Raw genomic sequence first — 17,783 nt, forward strand, 5'->3', positions numbered from 1 at the left:
CCCCGCTCGGCCTGCGCCGGAAGCAGGGGGTACGCACTCAAGGCTGACGCCGGCCGATCCAGCCTCGCCGGCGTTCGAGGCGCGGGGGTCCGGGGGCAGCGCCCCCGGCAACGGCGCCGCACCCGACTTCAGCCCCTCCGGCACTTGAGGAGCGGGGCCCGGGGCAGGGCTGCGGCAACGGCACCGCACCGGCGGAGCCACCCCGCGCGCGGCAACGGCGGACCGGCGGGAGAATGGGCCCATGCGTACGCTCCGCGCACTCGGGGCAGCAGGCGCCGCCGTACTCCTGGCGACGGGAGCGGCCACCGCACCCAGCCCGCCCCCGCCCCCGAAACCGCAGATCAGCGACGAGGCCGTCGACGACGCGGTCGACCACCTCGACCGGACCGTCACGGAGATGATGCGCCGCACCGGCGTCCCCGGCGTCTCGGTGGCCGTCGTCCACGACGACAAGGTCGTCTACCTCAAGGGATTCGGCCTCCGCCGCACCGACGGGACCGCGAAGGTCGACCCGGACACGGTCTTCCAGGTGGCCTCCGTCTCCAAGCCGATCTCCTCGACCGTCGTCGCCGGCGCGCTCACCGGCCCCGGCGAATGGGGCCGGCACACCGACCTCCCCGGGTTCTCCCTCAAGGACCCCTGGGTCTCCGGACACGTGACGACCGCCGACCTGTTCTCCCACCGCAGCGGCCTGCCCGACCACGCGGGCGACCTGCTGGAGGACCTGGGCTACGAACAGGCGTACATCCTCGACCACCTCCGCCTCGAACCCCTCAGCCCGTTCCGCGCGAGCTACGCCTACACCAACTTCGGCCTCACCGCCGCCGCCGAGGCAGTCGCCCGCGCCAAGGGCACCAGCTGGCAGAAGCTCTCCGACGACGTCCTCTTCAAGCCCGCCGGGATGACCAGCACCAGTACCGAGTTCTCCGCGTTCGAGCGGGCACCGAACCACGCCGCCACCCATGTGAAGAACCCCGACGGCACCTGGAGCCCCCGCTACGTCCGCGACCCCGACGCCCAGGCGCCGGCCGGCGGGGTGAGCTCCTCCGCCCGCGACATGTCCCGCTGGCTGCGGCTCCAGCTCGCCGGCGGCACCCTCGACGGCAAGCGCATCGTCCCCGCCGACAACCTCGCCGCCACCCACCTCCCGCAGATCCTGTCGCAGCCGCCCGCCCCGCCCGCGAACCACACCGGCTTCTACGGCCTCGGCTGGAACGTCTCCTACGACGACGCGGGCCGGCTGCGCCTGAGCCACTCCGGCGCCTTCGAACTCGGCGCCAACACCAACGTCACGATGCTCCCGCTGGAGAAGCTCGGCATCGTCGTCCTCACCAACGGCGCACCGGTCGGCGTGCCCGACGCCATCGCCCTGGACTTCTTCGACTTCGCCGAACACGGCAAGGCCACCACCGACTGGCTCCCCCTGGTGGCAGCCCTCTACGAGCAGGGGGACTTCGCGCTCCGCTCCCCCACCGACTACGCCCACCCGCCCGCCGGGGCCAAGCCCGCACAGGACAGCGCCGCGTACACCGGCACCTACGACAACCCGTACTACGGCAAGGCCACCGTCACCGCCGACGACCGGGGCGCGCTCACCCTGTCCCTCGGCCCGAAACCCCAGCGCTACCCGCTCACGCACTACGACGGCGACACCTTCAGCTTCGAGACGGCGGGCGAGAACGCGGTCGGCCGCACCGGGGTCTTCTTCTCCGACGGCACCCTCCGCGTCGAGTACCTCGACGCCAACCACCTCGGCACCTTCACCCAGCAGTGAGGGGTGCGCCGCCCTCCCCGCATAGCCTGTCCCCGATGAGACGCAAAGCCCAGGTACCGCCCTCGCCCCTGCCCCAGCGCGCCGGAATCGACCCGGTGCGCCTGCGGCTGCCCGCCGACCCGGAGGGACGCTGGCCCGACCTCGGCACCTACCTGGCCGCACGCTACGCCGGCACCCGCGGCGCCGACTCCATGGCACGCCTGCTGGCCGCCGGCCGGGTGCTCGGCCCGGGCGGGCGGGTCCTGCGCCCCCGGGACCCGTACGAGCCCGGCGGGTACCTGTGGTTCCACCGGGACATGGAGCCCGAGCCGGCCGTGCCGTTCGCCGTACGGGTCGTGCACCGCGATCCGCACCTGCTGGTCGTGGACAAGCCGCACTTCCTCGCGACCACGCCGCGCGGCAGCCACATCACGCAGACCGCCCTGGCCCGGCTCCGCGAGGAGCTGGACCTTCCCGGACTGAGCCCGGCGCACCGGCTGGACCGGCTGACCGCGGGGCTGGTCATGTTCAGCATCCGGCCCGAGGACCGCGGCGCCTACCAGCTCCTGTTCCAGCGCCGTCAGGTCCACAAGGAGTACGAGGCCCTCGCGGCCCACGACCCGGCGCTGGACTTCCCCCGCACGGTCCGCAGCCGCATCGAGAAGACCCGCGGGGTCATCGCGGCCGCCGAGGTCCCGGGCGGCGAGCCGAACGCCGAGAGCCTGATCGAACTCACCGCCACCCGCGGCACCCTGGCCCGCTACCGGCTGACCCCGCACACCGGCCGCACCCACCAGCTGCGGGTGCACATGAACGCCCTGGGCCTGCCCATCCTGGGCGATCCGGTCTACCCCCGGGTCACCGACCCGGCCCCGGACGACTACCGCCGCCCGCTGCAACTCCTGGCCCGCGTCCTGGACTTCACCGACCCGGTCACCGGGACCGCCCACCGCTTCGAGAGCGGCCGTGAACTGCAGGCCTGGACCGACCCGGCCGGCTGGGAGGCGGGCAACGGCTGAGCTAGGCCGCGGAGCGGACGCCCGCGATCCGCAGCGCCGCATCGGCGGTGGCCTCCGCGAAGACCGCCACGGGCCGCTGCGGATCGGAGCGGTGTATCAGCATGACGCCCTCGATGAGCCCGAACACCAGATCGTTGCGCAGGTCCAACCCGGCCCGGTCCCCCGCCAGTTCGTCACCGACGGACGTCCCGTCGAGCAACGTCCGGTAGGCGTCCCGCAGTTCGTCCCGCATCCGGCGGAACTGCGAGAACCGCGCACCGGCCACCTCCGGCAACAGGTACAGCGCCCCCAGGTTGTACGGCCCGCCGCACAGCAGCAGCACGTCCGAACGGCACAGCTCCCACAGCCGGCGCGCCGCGGGCCGCTCGCTCTCGGCGAGCAGCCGCCGGGCCAGTACCAGCGACGGCGCGACCGTGGACTCCAGCAGCTCGGCGAGGAGTTCCTCCTTGCCGCCGAAGTAGTGGTACATCGTGGCCTGACGCATTCCGGCCCGTTCGGCGACCGCCCGCGTGGTCGTCGCCGCATATCCCCGGGCGGTGAAAAGCTCGGCCGCCGCGCTGAGGAGTTCCTCGCGCGGCGGCCGGCCGCTTTCCGGTCTCGCCTGGTCGGCGCGCGGCCGACCGACCCTTTTAGGCCCCCCGGCCAATCCCCCACTCATGGGCCGATCGTCGCACACGGCACGCCGATCCGATCATGGCAAGAGAACAGATCAGCTCGGCCCCACCGTTGGGGGAACCTCCAAGTCCGGTTAGCCGACGGAGCTGTAGGCCACCACACCCCGCAGCAGCGCGTCCACGGCCTTGCGGGCGTTCTTCGCCACCGTGCTCCCGCTCCCGCCGGAAGCCGAGGGGGCCGCCGCCGCGATCTGGCCGAGCACGTCGATGACCTGCTTGCACCAGCGCACGAAGTCACCCGCCGGCATCTCCGCCTCGCGCAGCACCTCGTCCAGGCTCTTGTCCGAGGCCCACTGGTACGCCGCCCACGCGAAACCGAGGTCGGGCTCGCGCTGGCCCACCCCCTCCGCCTGGTTGATGCGGTGTTCCTCCTCCAGGGCGTCGAGCCGGCCCCAGATGCGCACCATCTCGCCCAGCGCCGCCTTCGCCGCGCCACCCGGCACCTTCGGCGCGACCGCGTCGTCGGACTGCCGCGCCTCGAAGACCAGCGCGGAGACGCACGCGGCCAGCTCGGCGGGGCTCAGGCCCTCCCAGATCCCGGCGCGCAGGCACTCCGAGGCCAGCAGGTCGAGCTCCCCGTAGAGCCGCGCCAGACGCTGCCCGTGCACGGTGACCTCGTCCTCGCGCAGGTAGTCCAGCTCGGTGAGCAGCGCGTGGATCCGGTCGAAGGTGCGGGCGATCGTGTTCGTCCGACCCTCGATGCGCCGCTCCAGCGCCTGCGTGTCCCGCTTGAGCCGCCAGTAGCGCTCCGCCCAGCGGGCGTGGTCCTCGCGCTCGTCGCAGCCGTGGCAGGGGTGCGCCCTCAACTCGGCCCGCAGCCGGGCGATCTCGCGGTCGTCCGCCGCCGCGGCCCGGCCGCGCACCCGCCGCTCCGGCGTGATGTGCCCCGCCTTGCTGCGCAGTTGGGACGCCAGGTCCCGACGGGACTGCGGGGAGCGCTGGTTGAAGGTCTTCGGGATCCGCATCCGGTCCAGGGCCTCGACGGGCACCGGGAAGTCGATCGCGGCGAGCCGCTTGACCTGCCGCTCCGCCGTGAGCACGAGCGGGCGGGGGCCCTCGTTGTACTCGTACCCGCGGTGCCCGTGGACGCGGCCGGCCGGCACGCCCGGGTCCAGCACCAGCGCGAGCCCGGCGAACTTGCCGGTCGGCACGTGGATGATGTCGCCCGGCTTGAGCTTCTCCAGCGAGCTGGCCGCCTGCGCCCGGCGCTGGGCCGCACCCTGCTTGGCCAGCTCCGTCTCACGGTCCTTCAGGTCGCGGCGCAGCCGCGCGTACTCCTCGAAGTTCCCCAGGTGGCAGGTCATGCCCTCCTGGTAGCCCTCCAGGCCCTCCTCGTTGCGCTGCACCTGCCGGGAGATCCCGACGACCGAACGGTCCGCCTGGAACTGCGCGAAGGAGGTCTCCAGCAGCTCGCGCGAGCGGTGCCGCCCGAACTGGCTGACCAGGTTGACCGCCATGTTGTACGAGGGCTTGAAGCTGGACCGCAGCGGATACGTACGCGTACCCGCCAGCCCGGCCAGGCCCGCCGGATCCATGCCGCGCTGCCACAGCACCACCGCGTGGCCCTCGACGTCGATGCCGCGCCGCCCGGCCCGGCCGGTCAGCTGCGTGTACTCGCCGGGCGTGATGTCGGCGTGCTGTTCGCCGTTCCACTTGACCAGTTTCTCCAGGATCACCGTGCGCGCGGGCATGTTGATGCCCAGCGCCAGGGTCTCGGTGGCGAAGACGGCCTTGACCAGCCCGCGGACGAACAGCTCCTCCACGACCTCCTTGAAGGTCGGCAGCATGCCCGCGTGGTGCGCGGCGATGCCCCGCTCCAGGCCCTCCAGCCACTCGTAGTAGCCCAGGACGTGCAGGTCCTCGGCCGGGATGGAGGCGGTGCGCGCCTCGACGAGCTCGCGGACCTTCAGCCGCGCCGATTCGTCGTTGAGCCGCAGCCCCGCGTACAGGCACTGCTGGACGGCGGCCTCGCAGCCGGCCCGGCTGAAGATGAAGTTGATCGCGGGCAGCAGCCCGTCCCCGTCGAGGCGGGCGATCACCTCGGGCCGGGACGGGGTCCAGATCCGGCCGCGGGAGCGCCGCTCGCGCTCGCGGTCGGCCTCGCGGACCATCTTGCCGCGCCGCCGGTCCTTCGGACTGTACGTACGGCTGTTCTCCTCGCGCGCCATGCGCAGCAGGTCGGGGTTGACCTCCCGGCGCGCGGAGCCGCGGCCGCCGTGGTCGGACTCCTCCTCGAACAGGTCGTAGATCCTGCGGCCGGCCATGACGTGCTGCCACAGCGGGACGGGCCGCTCCTCGGAGACGATCACCTCGGTGTCGCCGCGCACGGTGTCCAGCCAGTCGCCGAACTCCTCCGCGTTGGACACGGTCGCCGAGAGCGACACCAGGGTCACCGACTCGGGCAGGTGGATGATCACCTCTTCCCACACGGCCCCGCGGAACCGGTCGGAGAGGTAGTGCACCTCGTCCATGACGACGTAGCCGAGGCCCAGCAGCGACTGCGAGCCCGCGTACAGCATGTTGCGGAGCACCTCGGTGGTCATCACGACCACGGGCGCCTCGGAGTTGACGCTGTTGTCGCCGGTCAGCAGGCCCACCTTGTCGGCGCCGTAGCGTTTGACGAGGTCGGCGTACTTCTGGTTCGACAGGGCCTTGATCGGCGTCGTGTAGAAGCACTTGCGGCCCTGCTGGAGGGCCAGGTGCACGGCGAACTCGCCGACGATCGTCTTGCCCGAGCCGGTCGGGGCGGCCACGAGGACGCCCTTGCCGGCCTCCAGAGCCTTGCAGGCCTCGACCTGGTACGGATCCAGATCGAAGTCGTACATCTCGCGGAAGGGGTGCAGCGCACTGGCCTCTTCGGCGGCGCGGATCCGGGCAGCGGCGTACCGCTCGGCGGGTGAGAGTTCTTCGGTCATCTTGGGATCGAGCCTACCCGCAGGCTCTGACAACAGTCGCGATCATTTAAGCGGGCTGCCGGACCGGCCGCGGGCAGGCCCTAGGCGAGGATCCGGACCGCCCCGGCGACGCAGGTGGCGCTCACGGGCAGGGGCCCCAGCGGCTCTCCGTCCGCGTAGGCCGTCGTCCCGGCCGCCTCCAGCGTCACCTTCCGCGCCCGGTGCACGGTCACCGCGGGATGGTCCAGGTGCGTCCCCTTGTACACGCGGGGGAAGACCTTCAGGAGCGTGGTGCGGCTGCACGCCCCGACCACCGTGATGTCGAAGAGCCCGTCGTCGGGGACGGCGCCGGCGCAGATCCGCATCCCGCCGCCGTAGGAGGAGCCGTTGCCGACGGCGACCAGCGTCGCCTCCGTCTCGATCACCGGCCCGTCGTCCAGGGTGATCCGGTACGGGAAGGGGCGGAAGGCGGCCAGCTCCGCGACCGTCGCCAGGTCGTACTTGAACCGGCCGGCCGGCAGCCGCATCCGGTTGCCCCGGTCGTTGACCCGCGAGTCGAAACCGGCGCACAGCACCGTCCCGTACCAGGACGCGCCGCCGGCGCCGGCCACCCGGCCGAGGTCGGTCTCGCGGATCCGGCCCTCCTTCAGGGCCCCGGCGGCCAGCCGCCCGGCCCGCGCCGGCTCGCGCACGGGCAGCCCCAGCGCCCGCGCGAAGTCGTTGCCGGTGCCCTCCGCGACCACCCCGAGCGGCACCGGCGTCCCCGCGAGGACCTGCAGCGCGAGGGAGACCATCCCGTCACCGCCGACCACGACCACCGCGCCGGTGCCCTCGCGGACGGCGGCCCGCAGCCGCTCCAGGGCGTCCGGCCCGTCCGCACCGACGACGACGCGCACGGAGAAACCGGCGTCGCGCAACGCGGAAGCGGCCGGCTGCGCGGCGTGCGCGCCCCGGCCGCGTCCCGCGGTGGGATTGACGAAGAGGGTGATCTCGGAGCTCACCCGCCGGAATGTACCCGCACCCGTCAGGTGGCGTCGTCGTAACCGTTGATCCGCTGACGGCCGCCGTCGTCCTGGCCGGGCAGCGCGGCGGGGGCCTGGATCGCCTCCATCTCGCCGATCGGCGCCGGCGTCAGGTCCAGCGAGGAGGCCTCGTCGTCATCCAGCAGGGCGTCGGGGTTGTTCCGCGCGCGCCTGCGGTCGTTGATCAGGCACAGGCCGAGCGCGGCGAAGTACAGGGCGACGATCGGCGCCGCCAGCGTCAGCATGGTCAGCGGGTCACCCGTCGGCGTGGCGAACGCCGCGAAGATCGTGATCCCGAGGACCATCCCGCGCCACCAGCCCGCCAGCCGCTTGGCCGTGAGCACCCCGGTGAAGTTCAGCAGCATCAGCAGCAGCGGCAGCTCGAAGGCCAGGCCGAACACGACGACCATGCGGGCGACCAGGTCGAGGTAGTCGTCGACCGGCAGCAGGTTGCGCGTGTTGTCGGGCGTGAACTCGAGCAGGATCGTGGCGGTCTGCGGGAGGATCTTGTACGCGAGGACCGCGCCGGTCAGGAACAGGGGCACCCCGACCGCGACGAAACCCCGGGCGTACTTCTTCTCGTGGTTGTGCAGCCCGGGCGCGGCGAACGCCCACACCTGGTACAGCCAGACCGGGGTGGACATCACCACACCCGTCATCAGCGAGACCTTCAGGGCGATCGAGAACGCCGAGATCAGGCCGTTCACGGTCATGTCCGCGCAGGGGCGGCCGTTGCGCTGGGTCACCACCCCGCCGATGCAGCCGACGGAATCGAGCATCGGCTTCAACAGGAAGTTGATGATGTCCCGGTGGAAGGCGAAGGCGACGCTCGTGATCACCACGATCGCCAGGACCGACTTCAGCAGGCGGTTACGCAGCTCACGCAGGTGCTCGACGAGCGGCATCCGCCCTTCGGCGTCCTTCGCCTGCCGGTTCTTCTTCTCCTGCTTGCGGGCAGACTTGAGCAACCCACGTCCCTTGTCTCGTTGCAGTGACTGGCGCGACCGGGGCGGCTCAGCCCTGGGCGGTACGGTTCGGCTCGCTCACGGGCCGGGAGCTGGTGACGTCACCGGGCGCGGCCTGGATGGTGCGCGGGGCGACGGGCTGCTGCGCGGACTGGTCGGCGACGTTGGCGGCGGTCGCGGCGTCCTCGGCCTCGCCGTCCTTCTTCATGGCCTTGGCCTCGCTCTTGAGGATGCGGGCCGACTTGCCGAGGGAACGGGCCATGTCGGGAAGCTTCTTGGCGCCGAACAGCAGGAAGATCACGGCGACGATCAGGAGGATCTCGAGGGGCTTCAGATTGCCGATCATGTGTGTCGTCCTTCTCACCGAAACGGCTGGTTGTGGTGGCTGTGCCCGGCCACCTCGGAGAACCCGGCGACCGACCTTCCGAGGATCGTAACCCCCGGGGGTAAACGCTCGGCAATCCCCCGGGGTCCCCCCGCTTGCGCGGAGACCGGTTGTTCATGTCCCGGTCACACGGTTTCGTGCCGCTATGTGGACTACGTCACGGCCGCACGCCGCGCCCGGCCCGCGCGAGGTCCGACGCCGCCCGCTCCAGCTCGCCCGACGCGTCCGAGATCCGCCGGCTGGCCCGCTCCACCTGCCCGGACAGCCTGCGCACCTCCACGAACACCCGTACGGCCAGCACGGACAGGACGGCGAGCCCCAGGAAACCCAGGGCGATTGCGATCATCGGCCACAGCATGACAAGAGCCTAGACGAGGAGCGCCCTCAGACACTGCGCAGGGTGCTCACGCCCCCACCTGTCAACAACTCCACAATGCGCTCACCAGCAGGTTTACGGACGGCCACGCCACACGCCGGACACGTGAAGGAGTAGAACGTCGCCCTGCGGCTGCCCCCGATCGCCAGACGCAGCGCACCCGCGTCCAGCTCGAAGCGGGCCCGGCAGTCGGGACAGGAGGCCTTGAAGGCGACGGACCCGGACTTCTGCGACATCGACCCGCCCCTCAGACCGTTTCCCCGTACCCCGCGAGTGCCTCTCGAGCCGCGTTCCGCGCACTCTCCGCCAGCTCCAAAGGCTCCACGATCCGCCCCTCACGGCCCAGCCGCAGCGCCAGACGGCGCAGCGACGCCGGATCCGGGCTGCGCAGCGTGATCCGCAGCCCCCCGTCGGGCAGCTCCTCGGCGCTGTCGTGCGGGTAGTACTCGGCGACCCAGCGACCGCCCGGGCCGACCTCGACCACCACCTCCGGGTCCTCCGCGGCCGGCTGGACCAGGCCCTCCGACAGGTCCCGCGGCTCGATCGCCGGCGGCTCGGCCCGCTCGTCCAGCAGCCGGATCTCCGCGACCCGGTCGAGACGGAAGGTACGCCGCGCCTCCGAGAGGTGGCACCACCCCTCCATGTACGTGTGCCCCACCGCGAACAGCCGGATCGGGTCGACCTTGCGCTCGGTGAGCTCGTCACGCGCCGGCGAGTAGTACCGCAGCCACAGCCTGCGTCGCTCCGCGATGGCACGGTCCACGTCCGCGAAGACCCCGCCCTCCGACTCGAACGTCACCGACAGCCGCGAGGACGCCCCGGCCGCCTCGCCCGCCGCCGCCTCCAGCTTGGCGGTGGCCCGCAGCAGCGCCTCCCGGTCGCTCTCCCGCAGGCCCGGAAGCGTCGCCACCGCCCGCGCCGCCACCAGCAGCGCGGTCGCCTCGTCGGCCGCGAGCCGCAGCGGCTCCGCCGTGGACTCCCCCGACGCGTCGGGATTGCGCCACCAGATGCGCTCCCCGTCGGTGTCGATGTCGAGGAGGTCACCGCCCCGGAAACTGGTCCCGCACATGGGCAGCACGTCGAGGTCCGAGATCAGCTCGTCCTCGGTGATCCCGAAGGCCCGCGCGACGTCGGCGACGTGCGCGCCCGGGCGCTCCCGCAGATACGTGACCAGGGACAGCATCCGGCGGGTCTGGTCGATGGCGTTGGCGGCCATGCTGGTACGTCTCCCCCTCAGGGCGTGCTCTTCGAATGGTGCGCTTGTGCGCTTGCGTTGCACCGGGCCACAGGCCCTGCTGCCCCGGCGGCGAAAGGTGCCGGCGGTGAAGGACCTGCGCCCCTCCCGCCCCGGCCTGCTCAGGCCTTGGCGACGGCCCGCAGCCGGTCCACCACGTCCGCCCGCAGATCGGCGGGCCCGACCACCACGACGTCCGGACCGAACTCCACCAGCCAGGCGTCCAGCCCGTGCCCGTAGGGGATCTCCAGCTCGTCCCAGCCGTCCCCGCCCTCCCGCACGGCCGTCGCCTTGGCCCGCAGCGGATACCCCGCCCCGGCCCGCAGCCGGATCAGCGCCGAACGGTCCGCGCTCTCCCCCGCCCAGCTCTCCACGGTCTCCCGCACGGTCACCACGTCGGGCACCTCCGCGACGTACTTCCCCGCCCGCGACCGGACCTTCCCCGTGATCCGCGACAGACGGAACACCCGCTCCGCACCACGGTCCCGGTCGTACCCGGCCAGGTACCAGTGACCCCGCCAGCACTCCAGCGCCCACGGCTCCACCTGCCGGGTCTCCGGCCGCGCCGCCGTCGACTTCCGGTAGTCGAACACCACCGGCCGCCGGTCCCGGCACGCCAGCATCAGCGGCTCGAAGGCCGCCTCGTGCACCGGGATGCGCGGCTCGATGGCACTGTGCTGACCCCCGTACGGATCCTCCGCCTCCGGCATCCCGCCCGCACGCAGCTTCTGCAGGGCGCCGCTCGCCGCCCCCGCCAGCCGCGCCTGCTGCCACACCTTCGCCGCCAGCCCCAGCGCCGCGGCCTCCTCGGCGTCCAGCGAGACGGGAGGCAGACGGTTGCTGTCCCGGCGCGCGAGATAACCGATCTCGCCCTCCAGGTTCTCCACCGTCTCGATCACCAGGCCGAGTTCACGCAGATCGTCCTTGTCCCGCTCGAACATCCGGTTGAAGGACTCGTCGTTGCCGGCCTCGAGGTACGCCTCGATCGACCCCCGCAACTCCCGCTTGCTCAGCGGCCGGCGCGTCCCCAGCAGACACAGCGCCAGATTCATCAGCCGCTCGGCCTTGGCAATCGCCATCGACGCCCATCCCCGCTTCCCTCGTACGCGTCCGCCCACGGACACAGCCGTGACCGTTGACCGTACCGCCCCGGCGCGCCCGGACAAAAGCGAGGGGCCCCCGCCGGCAGGCAGGGGCCCCTCAACCGATCAAACGATCGCCTGATCAGGCTTCCATCAGGTCACACACGAAGATCAGCGCCTCACCCGGAGCGATCGCGCTGCCCGCACCGCGGTCCCCGTAGGCCAGGTGCGCCGGGATCGTCAGCTTGCGACGACCGCCGACCTTCATGCCCTGGACACCCTGGTCCCAGCCCTTGATGACCTGGCCGACACCCAGCTGGAACTGCAGCGCGCTGCCGCGGTTCCACGAAGCGTCGAACTCCTCACCGGTGGAGAAGGCCACGCCCACGTAGTGGACCTTGACGAAGGCGCCGACCTTGGCCTCGGCACCCTCGCCCACCCAGATGTCCTCGATCACCAGGTCGGCGGGAACCGGACCCTCGGGGAAATCGATCTCGGGCTTCTCGAGCTTGTCGCTCACGGAACTGCTCCTCAAACTTACGAACCGGTCAACCGGGACAGTCTTACATCACCGCGAGGATGTCGAGGCTGAAGACCAGCGTCGACTTAGCCGGAATGGACCCCTTCTCCTGGTCCCCGAACGCCATGTCCGGCGGGATCACCAGGAGGATGCGGCTGCCGACCTTCTTGCCGGTGATGCCCTCCTTCAGGCCCTTCACCGACAGCTGGGACATCGGCCACGTCACCGTCGTGTCCGTCGCGTACGTGCTCTCGAACGTCTTGTCGTCCTTCCACGTCTTGCCGTGGAACTTGACCACCACGCTGTCGGTGTCCTTCACCGCCGCGCCGTCGCCCTCCAGGACATAGTTCGACACCAGCTTCGCCGGCGGCTCCGTGTCCTTCGGAACGGTCACGGCGACTTCCTTGCCGTCCGTGTTCGTACCGACCTTCGGCAGCGCCTTGTCGTCCTGCGGGACCTCCTTGCCCGTCGCCGAAACCGGCACGGAAGCACCCTTGACGATGTCCACCACGAACACCAGCGTCGCGTTCGGCTTGATCTTGTCGCCCGAACCCTGGGCCCCGTAACCCAGCTCCGGCGGAATCACCAGCTCCACACGGCTGCCGACCTTCTGGCCCTCCAGACCCTGGTCCCAGCCCTTGATGACGGCACCCGCACCGATGGTCACATCGAACGTCTGCCCCCGGTCGAAGCTCTGGTCGAACGGCTCCTTGCCGTCCCACACCTGGCCGAGGTAATTGACCTGGGCGATGTCGCCCTTCTTCAGCACCGGGCCCTTGCCCTCGCTGACGGTCACCACCTTCAGCTCCTTCGGCGGCGTCCCCTTACCCGTCGACAGGGTGGGCTTCTGCCCGAACTCGGCACCCTTCGTGATCGCGGGCGCCCCGTTCTTCATCTGGGCGGAGTCGGAGCCGCTGTCACCACACGCCGCTGTCGACAGCAGCAGAAGGGGTACGACAAGCAGGCCGGCAAGTCGGCGCACGTGTTCCTCAGATCTCAGACGGCAAACGGTCGCCGCCACTCTAAGCCGTGGACAGGGCCCCGTACGAGACAGGTACGGGGCCCTGACCACACACCGGGGAGATCTACATCCCGGCGATCAGCTTCTCCACCCGGTCGTCCACCGACCGGAACGGGTCCTTGCACAGCACCGTCCGCTGCGCCTGGTCGTTCAGCTTCAGATGCACCCAGTCCACCGTGAAGTCCCGCCGCTGCTCCTGCGCCCGCCGGATGAAATCACCGCGCAGCCGCGCCCGCGTCGTCTGCGGAGGCACCGACTTGCCCTCGAAGATCTTCAGGTCGTTGCAGATCCGCGCCGCCTGCCCCTTGCGCTCCAGCAGGTAGTACAGCCCCCGCCGACGGTGGATGTCGTGGTACGCGAGGTCTATCTGAGCCACCCGCGGATTCGACATGGTCATGTTGTGCTTGCCCCGGTACCGCTCGATCAGCTGGTACTTCATCACCCAGTCGATCTCGGTCCCGATCCGGTCCAGATCCTCCGCCTCGATCGCGTCCAGGGTCCGGCCCCACAGCTCCAGCACCTGCTCCACCGTGCCCGTACGGATCCCACGGCGCTCGGCGAAGTCCACCGCCTTGTCGTAGTACTCCCGCTGGATCTCCAGCGCCGAGGCCTCCCGGCCGCTCGCCAGACGCACCTTGCGCTGACCCGTGATGTCGTGACTGACCTCACGGATCGCCCGGATCGGGTTCTCCAGCGTCAGGTCCCGCATCACCGTGCCCGCCTCGATCATGCGCAGCACCAGATCGGTCGCCCCGACCTTCAGCAGCATCGTCGTCTCGGACATGTTCGAGTCCCCGACGATCACGTGCAGCCGGCGGTACCGCTCCGCATCCGCATGCGGCTCGTCCCGCGTGTTGATGATCGGCCGGGACCGCGTCGTCGCGGAACTGACACCCTCCCAGATGTGCTCCGCCCGCTGGCTCACGCAATACACCGCACCCCGCGGCGTCTGCAGCACCTTGCCCGCACCACAGATCAACTGCCGCGTGACGAGGAACGGAATGAGGATGTCCGCCAAGCGCGAGAATTCCCCGTGCCGCGCCACCAGGTAGTTCTCGTGGCAGCCGTACGAGTTGCCCGCCGAGTCGGTGTTGTTCTTGAAGAGATAGACGTCGCCCGCGATTCCCTCCTCGTGCAGGCGGCGCTCGGCATCGACGAGCAGTCCTTCGAGAATGCGCTCGCCCGCCTTGTCGTGCGTGACCAGCTCGGTCACGTTGTCGCATTCGGGTGTTGCGTATTCCGGATGCGAACCCACGTCCAAGTACAGGCGGGCACCGTTCCGCAGGAAGACATTGCTGCTGCGGCCCCATGACACAACACGGCGGAAGAGGTAGCGCGCCACTTCGTCAGGAGACAGTCGGCGCTGTCCCCTGAACGTGCACGTGACGCCGTACTCGTTCTCCAGCCCGAAAATGCGGCGGTCCATGACTGAACATTACGCCTTCTGCCCCCTTCTGAAACCGGGTTCGCCAGCGCGGTTCGATCAGTTTCCCCGAAACCGCCGACGAGCCGCCGCAAAACACCCGGGGCCGGACGGAAAAGCACAGCACGACACCTGTGCATACCCGACCCGCCCCCAGCGAAAACCCCGAAACCTCAGCCCTGCCCCGCGGACTCCTCCACCACGGCCCCAGCACCCTCCGAACCCGCCACCGCACGACTGCGCCCCCGCGCCCCCAGCACCCCCTGAGTGACCATCAGCACCACCAGCGCCGCCGCTCCGCCCGCACTCGCCACACCGAAGCCCGCCGCCGTACCACCCAGTTCCACCGCCGGACCCGCAACCGCCGTACCGATCGCCGCACCGACCCCGAAGAACGTCACCAGCCACGAGAACGCCTCCGTCACCGTCCCCACCGGAGCATGCCGGTCCACCACGATGAACGCACACGCGATCGCCGGAGCCAGGAACACCCCCGCGAGCGCCGTCAGCGCCGTCATCGCCACCGCCCCCGGCACCAGCATCAACGGCAGATAACACACCGCCAGCAACGCCACCAGCACCCGCAGCCGCCGCTCCGGCGCACCCGCCCACTGCCGCGCCCCATAAGCGACACCACCCACGAGCGCACCCAGACCCAGCGCCGCCATCAGCCAGCCGTACACCACCTGCCCGCCATGACCGTCCGCATACGCCACCCCCGCCACCGTGATCGACCCCAGCGCCGACCCCACGAAGAAGAACGCACCCAGCAACGCCAGCAGCCCCCGCGAACGCAGCGCACCCAGCCAGTGCGCCTCACGCGGCTCCGAACGCCACGCCCTCGACGGCTCCGAAACCACCACCGACAGCGCACCCACCACCCCGATCGCGTTCAGCGCCAGCAGCGCCCCGGCCGGCGACCACAACGCCACGAACAGCGTGACCAGCAACGGACCGACCGTGAACATGACCTCCTGGGCCACCGCGTCCATCGCGTACGCCTGGTGCACCCGCTCCTCCCGGCCACCCAGCACACCCGGCCACAGCGCCCGCAGCCCACCCTCCAGCGGCGGCGTGAACAGACCCGCGATCACCACCGCCGCGTACGCCGCGACCACCGACCCGGTGCCCGCCAGCGCGAGCCACACCATCCCCAACGCCGACACCACCGCCGCCGGCAGCTGCACCCGCGGCTGCCCGTACAGGTCCACCGCCCGCCCCAGCAGCGGCTGGCCCACCGCGTTCGCCACCCCGTACACGGCGGCCAGCGCCCCCGCCAGGCTGTAGCTGCCGCCCTCGGCCCGGGTGAACAGCACGATCGCGATCGGCGCCGTCGCGTTCGGCAGCCGCCCCACCAGCGTGCCCACCAGCAGCCTCGCGGCATGCCGGGTCCTGAGCAGCTCCGCGTATCCCGCGGCCATGACCGCCCCCTTCCGCCCGGACCCGCGCCGGGGTAATACGTATAACGTGACGGGTCATACGTACCATGGCCCCAGCCCACCGGTCCACCCACAGCAACCCCCGCCCCGCCCCGACCACGCACTTCAGGAGCCCCCTGTGACGAGACCCACCAGCCGGGACGTCGCCACCGCCGCCGGGGTCTCCCAGGCCACCGTCTCCCTCGTCCTCGGCGACAAATGGCGCGGCCGCGTCTCCGAACGCACCGCCGACCTCGTCCGCGAAACCGCCACCACCCTCGGCTACCGCCCCAACCTCGCCGCCCGCAACCTCCGCCTCGGCACCACCCGCACCGCCCTCCTCGTCGTCCCCGCCCTCACCAACGAATTCTTCGCCCGCGTCTACACCGGCGCCGCCCGCGTCGCCGCCGAACACGGCTTCGGCGTCGTCCTCTACCCCTCCCCCGACGGCACCGGCCCCGCCCGCGACCCCTTCGCCTCCGCCCGCGCCGCCCTCGACGGCATCATCGCCTCCTCCATGGCCGCCGACGCCCTCGAAGCCATCGGCGGAGCCACCCTCCCCCTCGTCATGCTCGACAGCGACCCCGCCGCCGGCGGCTCCGCCCACGTCAACCTCGCCATGGCCGACGGCATGCGCCAGGTCACCGAACACCTCCTCACCCACGGCCACCGCCGCTTCCTCCACCTCGCCTCCGCCATCGACAGCTGGACCTTCGCCGTCCGCGCCCAAGCCCTCACCACCCACCTCGGCCCCCACACCGAACTGCGCACCGTCCGCGCCCCCCTCAGCGTCGACGCCGCCCGCACCGCCATGGAAACGGCCCTCGCCACCCCCCACGACCGCCCCACCGCCGTCATCTGCGACGACGACATCCTCGCCGCCGGCGCCTGCAAAGCCGCCCGCCGCCTCGGCCTGCGCATCCCCGAAGACCTCTCCGTCACCGGCTTCGACGACCTCGCCCTCGCCACCGCCGTCGAACCCGAACTCACCACCGTCCACCTCCCCGCCGAACGCATCGGCGAACAGGGCATGACCGCCCTCCTCGCCGTCCTCGAAGGCACCCCCTGGACCGCCCCCGACCTTCCCGTCGACCTCGTCGTCCGCGACTCCTCGGGCCCCGCCCCCACCCCCTGAACACACGAAAGCCCCGGCCCGCCGAAACGGCGAACCGGGGCCCCGCACATCACACCGCCTACTCGGCGTCGTCCTCCGGCGCCTCGTCGTTCGACACGGCATCCGCCTGCACCGCCGCCGGAACCTCCGCCTCCAGCAGCCGCGCCAGCTGCCGGCCACGGATCCGCTTGAACTTCCGCTGCTGCGACCGCGTACGGTCCAGCACCGCGACCTCCAGCCGCTCCGCCGGAATCGTCTTGTCCGCACCGTTGGCCTGGCTGGACAGCGCCTGCACCGCCAGCTTCAACGCCTCGGACAGGGTCATCCCGTCCTGGTGACGCTGATCCAGGTACGCACTGATCTGCTCGGCGTTGCCACCGACCGCCACCGAACCGTGCTCGTCGACGATCGAACCGTCATGCGGAAGCCGGTAGATCTGATCCCCGGCCGCCGTCGCCCCGACCTCGGCGACCACCAGCTCCACCTCGTACGGCTTCTCCCCCGCACTGGAGAAGATCGTGCCGAGCGTCTGCGCGTACACGTTCGCCAGCCCACGCGCCGTCACATCGTCACGGTCGTAGGTGTATCCACGCAGATCCGCGTACCGCACACCGCCGATCCGCAGGTTCTCGTACTCGTTGTACTTGCCGGCGGCCGCGAAACCGATCCGGTCGTAGATCTCGCTGAACTTGTGCAGCGCACGGGACGGGTTCTCGCCGACGAACACGATGCCGTCGGCGTACTGCAGCACGACAAGGCTGCGGCCGCGGGCGATGCCCTTCCGGGCGTATTCCGCCCGGTCGGCCATGGCCTGCTGGGGTGACACATAGAACGGAGTCGACACCGGCTTTCCGTCCCTTTCTTCTGGGCGACGAGAGGACTG

The 17,783-nt window shown here is 71.1% G+C and carries 17 protein-coding genes; 3 read left to right on the forward strand and 14 right to left on the reverse strand.

Annotated elements, in window-relative coordinates:
• The first annotated feature begins 241 nt into the window (after positions 1-241).
• Positions 242-1,774, forward strand: coding sequence for a serine hydrolase (locus tag ACZ6Y1_RS33225; RefSeq protein ID WP_469638690.1), 1,533 nt, complete (start codon positions 242-244; stop codon positions 1,772-1,774).
• Between the two features lie 35 nt (positions 1,775-1,809).
• Entirely contained in the window at positions 1,810-2,772 is a 963-nt protein-coding gene (locus ACZ6Y1_RS33230; protein WP_469638694.1) for an RluA family pseudouridine synthase, read from the forward strand.
• A gap of 1 nt (position 2,773) precedes the next feature.
• On the opposite strand, the gene ACZ6Y1_RS33235 is transcribed toward ACZ6Y1_RS33230, so the two are convergent.
• From ACZ6Y1_RS33235 to ACZ6Y1_RS33295, 13 genes are all read right to left on the reverse strand, one after another.
• Positions 2,774-3,430, reverse strand: a complete 657-nt coding sequence (locus tag ACZ6Y1_RS33235) for a TetR/AcrR family transcriptional regulator (protein ID WP_469638698.1) — start codon at positions 3,428-3,430, stop codon at positions 2,774-2,776.
• A 90-nt stretch (positions 3,431-3,520) separates the two neighbouring features.
• Positions 3,521-6,361, reverse strand: coding sequence for a DEAD/DEAH box helicase (locus ACZ6Y1_RS33240; RefSeq protein ID WP_469638701.1), 2,841 nt, complete (start codon positions 6,359-6,361; stop codon positions 3,521-3,523).
• Between the two features lie 80 nt (positions 6,362-6,441).
• Positions 6,442-7,341, reverse strand: a complete 900-nt coding sequence (locus tag ACZ6Y1_RS33245; RefSeq protein ID WP_469638704.1) for a diacylglycerol kinase — start codon at positions 7,339-7,341, stop codon at positions 6,442-6,444.
• A 23-nt stretch (positions 7,342-7,364) separates the two neighbouring features.
• Positions 7,365-8,330: a twin-arginine translocase subunit TatC gene (gene tatC, locus ACZ6Y1_RS33250; protein WP_469638708.1), complete on the reverse strand. Its 966-nt coding sequence runs from the start codon at positions 8,328-8,330 to the stop codon at positions 7,365-7,367.
• Positions 8,331-8,376: 46 nt separating this feature from the next.
• Positions 8,377-8,673: a Sec-independent protein translocase subunit TatA gene (tatA, locus tag ACZ6Y1_RS33255; RefSeq protein ID WP_469638711.1), complete on the reverse strand. Its 297-nt coding sequence runs from the start codon at positions 8,671-8,673 to the stop codon at positions 8,377-8,379.
• A 196-nt stretch (positions 8,674-8,869) separates the two neighbouring features.
• On the reverse strand, positions 8,870-9,070 hold the full coding sequence (locus tag ACZ6Y1_RS33260) for a hypothetical protein (protein WP_376657808.1): 201 nt from the start codon (positions 9,068-9,070) through the stop codon (positions 8,870-8,872).
• A 26-nt stretch (positions 9,071-9,096) separates the two neighbouring features.
• The gene (locus ACZ6Y1_RS33265) at positions 9,097-9,324 is read right to left on the reverse strand and encodes a hypothetical protein (RefSeq protein WP_469638715.1); all 228 of its coding nucleotides are present in this window, start codon (positions 9,322-9,324) and stop codon (positions 9,097-9,099) included.
• Between the two features lie 11 nt (positions 9,325-9,335).
• Positions 9,336-10,304 (reverse strand): helix-turn-helix transcriptional regulator, encoded by a 969-nt coding sequence (locus ACZ6Y1_RS33270; RefSeq protein ID WP_469638718.1) that lies wholly within the window; start codon positions 10,302-10,304, stop codon positions 9,336-9,338.
• 140 nt (positions 10,305-10,444) lie between these two features.
• On the reverse strand, positions 10,445-11,401 hold the full coding sequence (locus ACZ6Y1_RS33275; RefSeq protein WP_469638721.1) for a helix-turn-helix transcriptional regulator: 957 nt from the start codon (positions 11,399-11,401) through the stop codon (positions 10,445-10,447).
• 145 nt (positions 11,402-11,546) lie between these two features.
• Entirely contained in the window at positions 11,547-11,924 is a 378-nt protein-coding gene (locus ACZ6Y1_RS33280; protein ID WP_469638724.1) for an FKBP-type peptidyl-prolyl cis-trans isomerase, read from the reverse strand.
• Between the two features lie 43 nt (positions 11,925-11,967).
• Positions 11,968-12,906, reverse strand: coding sequence for an FKBP-type peptidyl-prolyl cis-trans isomerase (locus ACZ6Y1_RS33285; protein ID WP_469638729.1), 939 nt, complete (start codon positions 12,904-12,906; stop codon positions 11,968-11,970).
• A 103-nt stretch (positions 12,907-13,009) separates the two neighbouring features.
• On the reverse strand, positions 13,010-14,371 hold the full coding sequence (pafA, locus tag ACZ6Y1_RS33290) for a Pup--protein ligase (RefSeq protein ID WP_376657814.1): 1,362 nt from the start codon (positions 14,369-14,371) through the stop codon (positions 13,010-13,012).
• A 170-nt stretch (positions 14,372-14,541) separates the two neighbouring features.
• The gene (locus tag ACZ6Y1_RS33295) at positions 14,542-15,789 is read right to left on the reverse strand and encodes an MFS transporter (RefSeq protein WP_469638733.1); all 1,248 of its coding nucleotides are present in this window, start codon (positions 15,787-15,789) and stop codon (positions 14,542-14,544) included.
• Positions 15,790-15,925: 136 nt separating this feature from the next.
• Between ACZ6Y1_RS33295 and ACZ6Y1_RS33300 the strand changes: the two genes are divergently transcribed.
• Positions 15,926-16,921: a LacI family DNA-binding transcriptional regulator gene (locus ACZ6Y1_RS33300; protein ID WP_469638736.1), complete on the forward strand. Its 996-nt coding sequence runs from the start codon at positions 15,926-15,928 to the stop codon at positions 16,919-16,921.
• 58 nt (positions 16,922-16,979) lie between these two features.
• On the opposite strand, the gene prcA is transcribed toward ACZ6Y1_RS33300, so the two are convergent.
• Positions 16,980-17,744, reverse strand: coding sequence for a proteasome subunit alpha (gene prcA, locus ACZ6Y1_RS33305; RefSeq protein ID WP_469638740.1), 765 nt, complete (start codon positions 17,742-17,744; stop codon positions 16,980-16,982).
• Between the last annotated feature and the right edge of the window lie 39 nt (positions 17,745-17,783).

It is taken from the genome of Streptomyces sp. NPDC053432, assembly GCF_055585365.1.

What these genes read in the sequence shown, in the direction of transcription:
- ACZ6Y1_RS33225 (WP_469638690.1), top strand. Translation starts at nt 242, where the DNA reads ATGCGTACGCTCCGCGCACTCGGGGCAGCAGGCGCCGCCGTACTCCTG.
- ACZ6Y1_RS33230 (WP_469638694.1), top strand. Translation starts at nt 1,810, where the DNA reads ATGAGACGCAAAGCCCAGGTACCGCCCTCGCCCCTGCCCCAGCGCGCC.
- ACZ6Y1_RS33235 (WP_469638698.1), bottom strand. Translation starts at nt 3,430, where the DNA reads ATGAGTGGGGGATTGGCCGGGGGGCCTAAAAGGGTCGGTCGGCCGCGC.
- ACZ6Y1_RS33240 (WP_469638701.1), bottom strand. Translation starts at nt 6,361, where the DNA reads ATGACCGAAGAACTCTCACCCGCCGAGCGGTACGCCGCTGCCCGGATC.
- tatA (WP_469638711.1), bottom strand. Translation starts at nt 8,673, where the DNA reads ATGATCGGCAATCTGAAGCCCCTCGAGATCCTCCTGATCGTCGCCGTG.
- ACZ6Y1_RS33260 (WP_376657808.1), bottom strand. Translation starts at nt 9,070, where the DNA reads ATGCTGTGGCCGATGATCGCAATCGCCCTGGGTTTCCTGGGGCTCGCC.
- ACZ6Y1_RS33265 (WP_469638715.1), bottom strand. Translation starts at nt 9,324, where the DNA reads ATGTCGCAGAAGTCCGGGTCCGTCGCCTTCAAGGCCTCCTGTCCCGAC.
- ACZ6Y1_RS33270 (WP_469638718.1), bottom strand. Translation starts at nt 10,304, where the DNA reads ATGGCCGCCAACGCCATCGACCAGACCCGCCGGATGCTGTCCCTGGTC.
- ACZ6Y1_RS33275 (WP_469638721.1), bottom strand. Translation starts at nt 11,401, where the DNA reads ATGGCGATTGCCAAGGCCGAGCGGCTGATGAATCTGGCGCTGTGTCTG.
- pafA (WP_376657814.1), bottom strand. Translation starts at nt 14,371, where the DNA reads ATGGACCGCCGCATTTTCGGGCTGGAGAACGAGTACGGCGTCACGTGC.
- ACZ6Y1_RS33295 (WP_469638733.1), bottom strand. Translation starts at nt 15,789, where the DNA reads ATGGCCGCGGGATACGCGGAGCTGCTCAGGACCCGGCATGCCGCGAGG.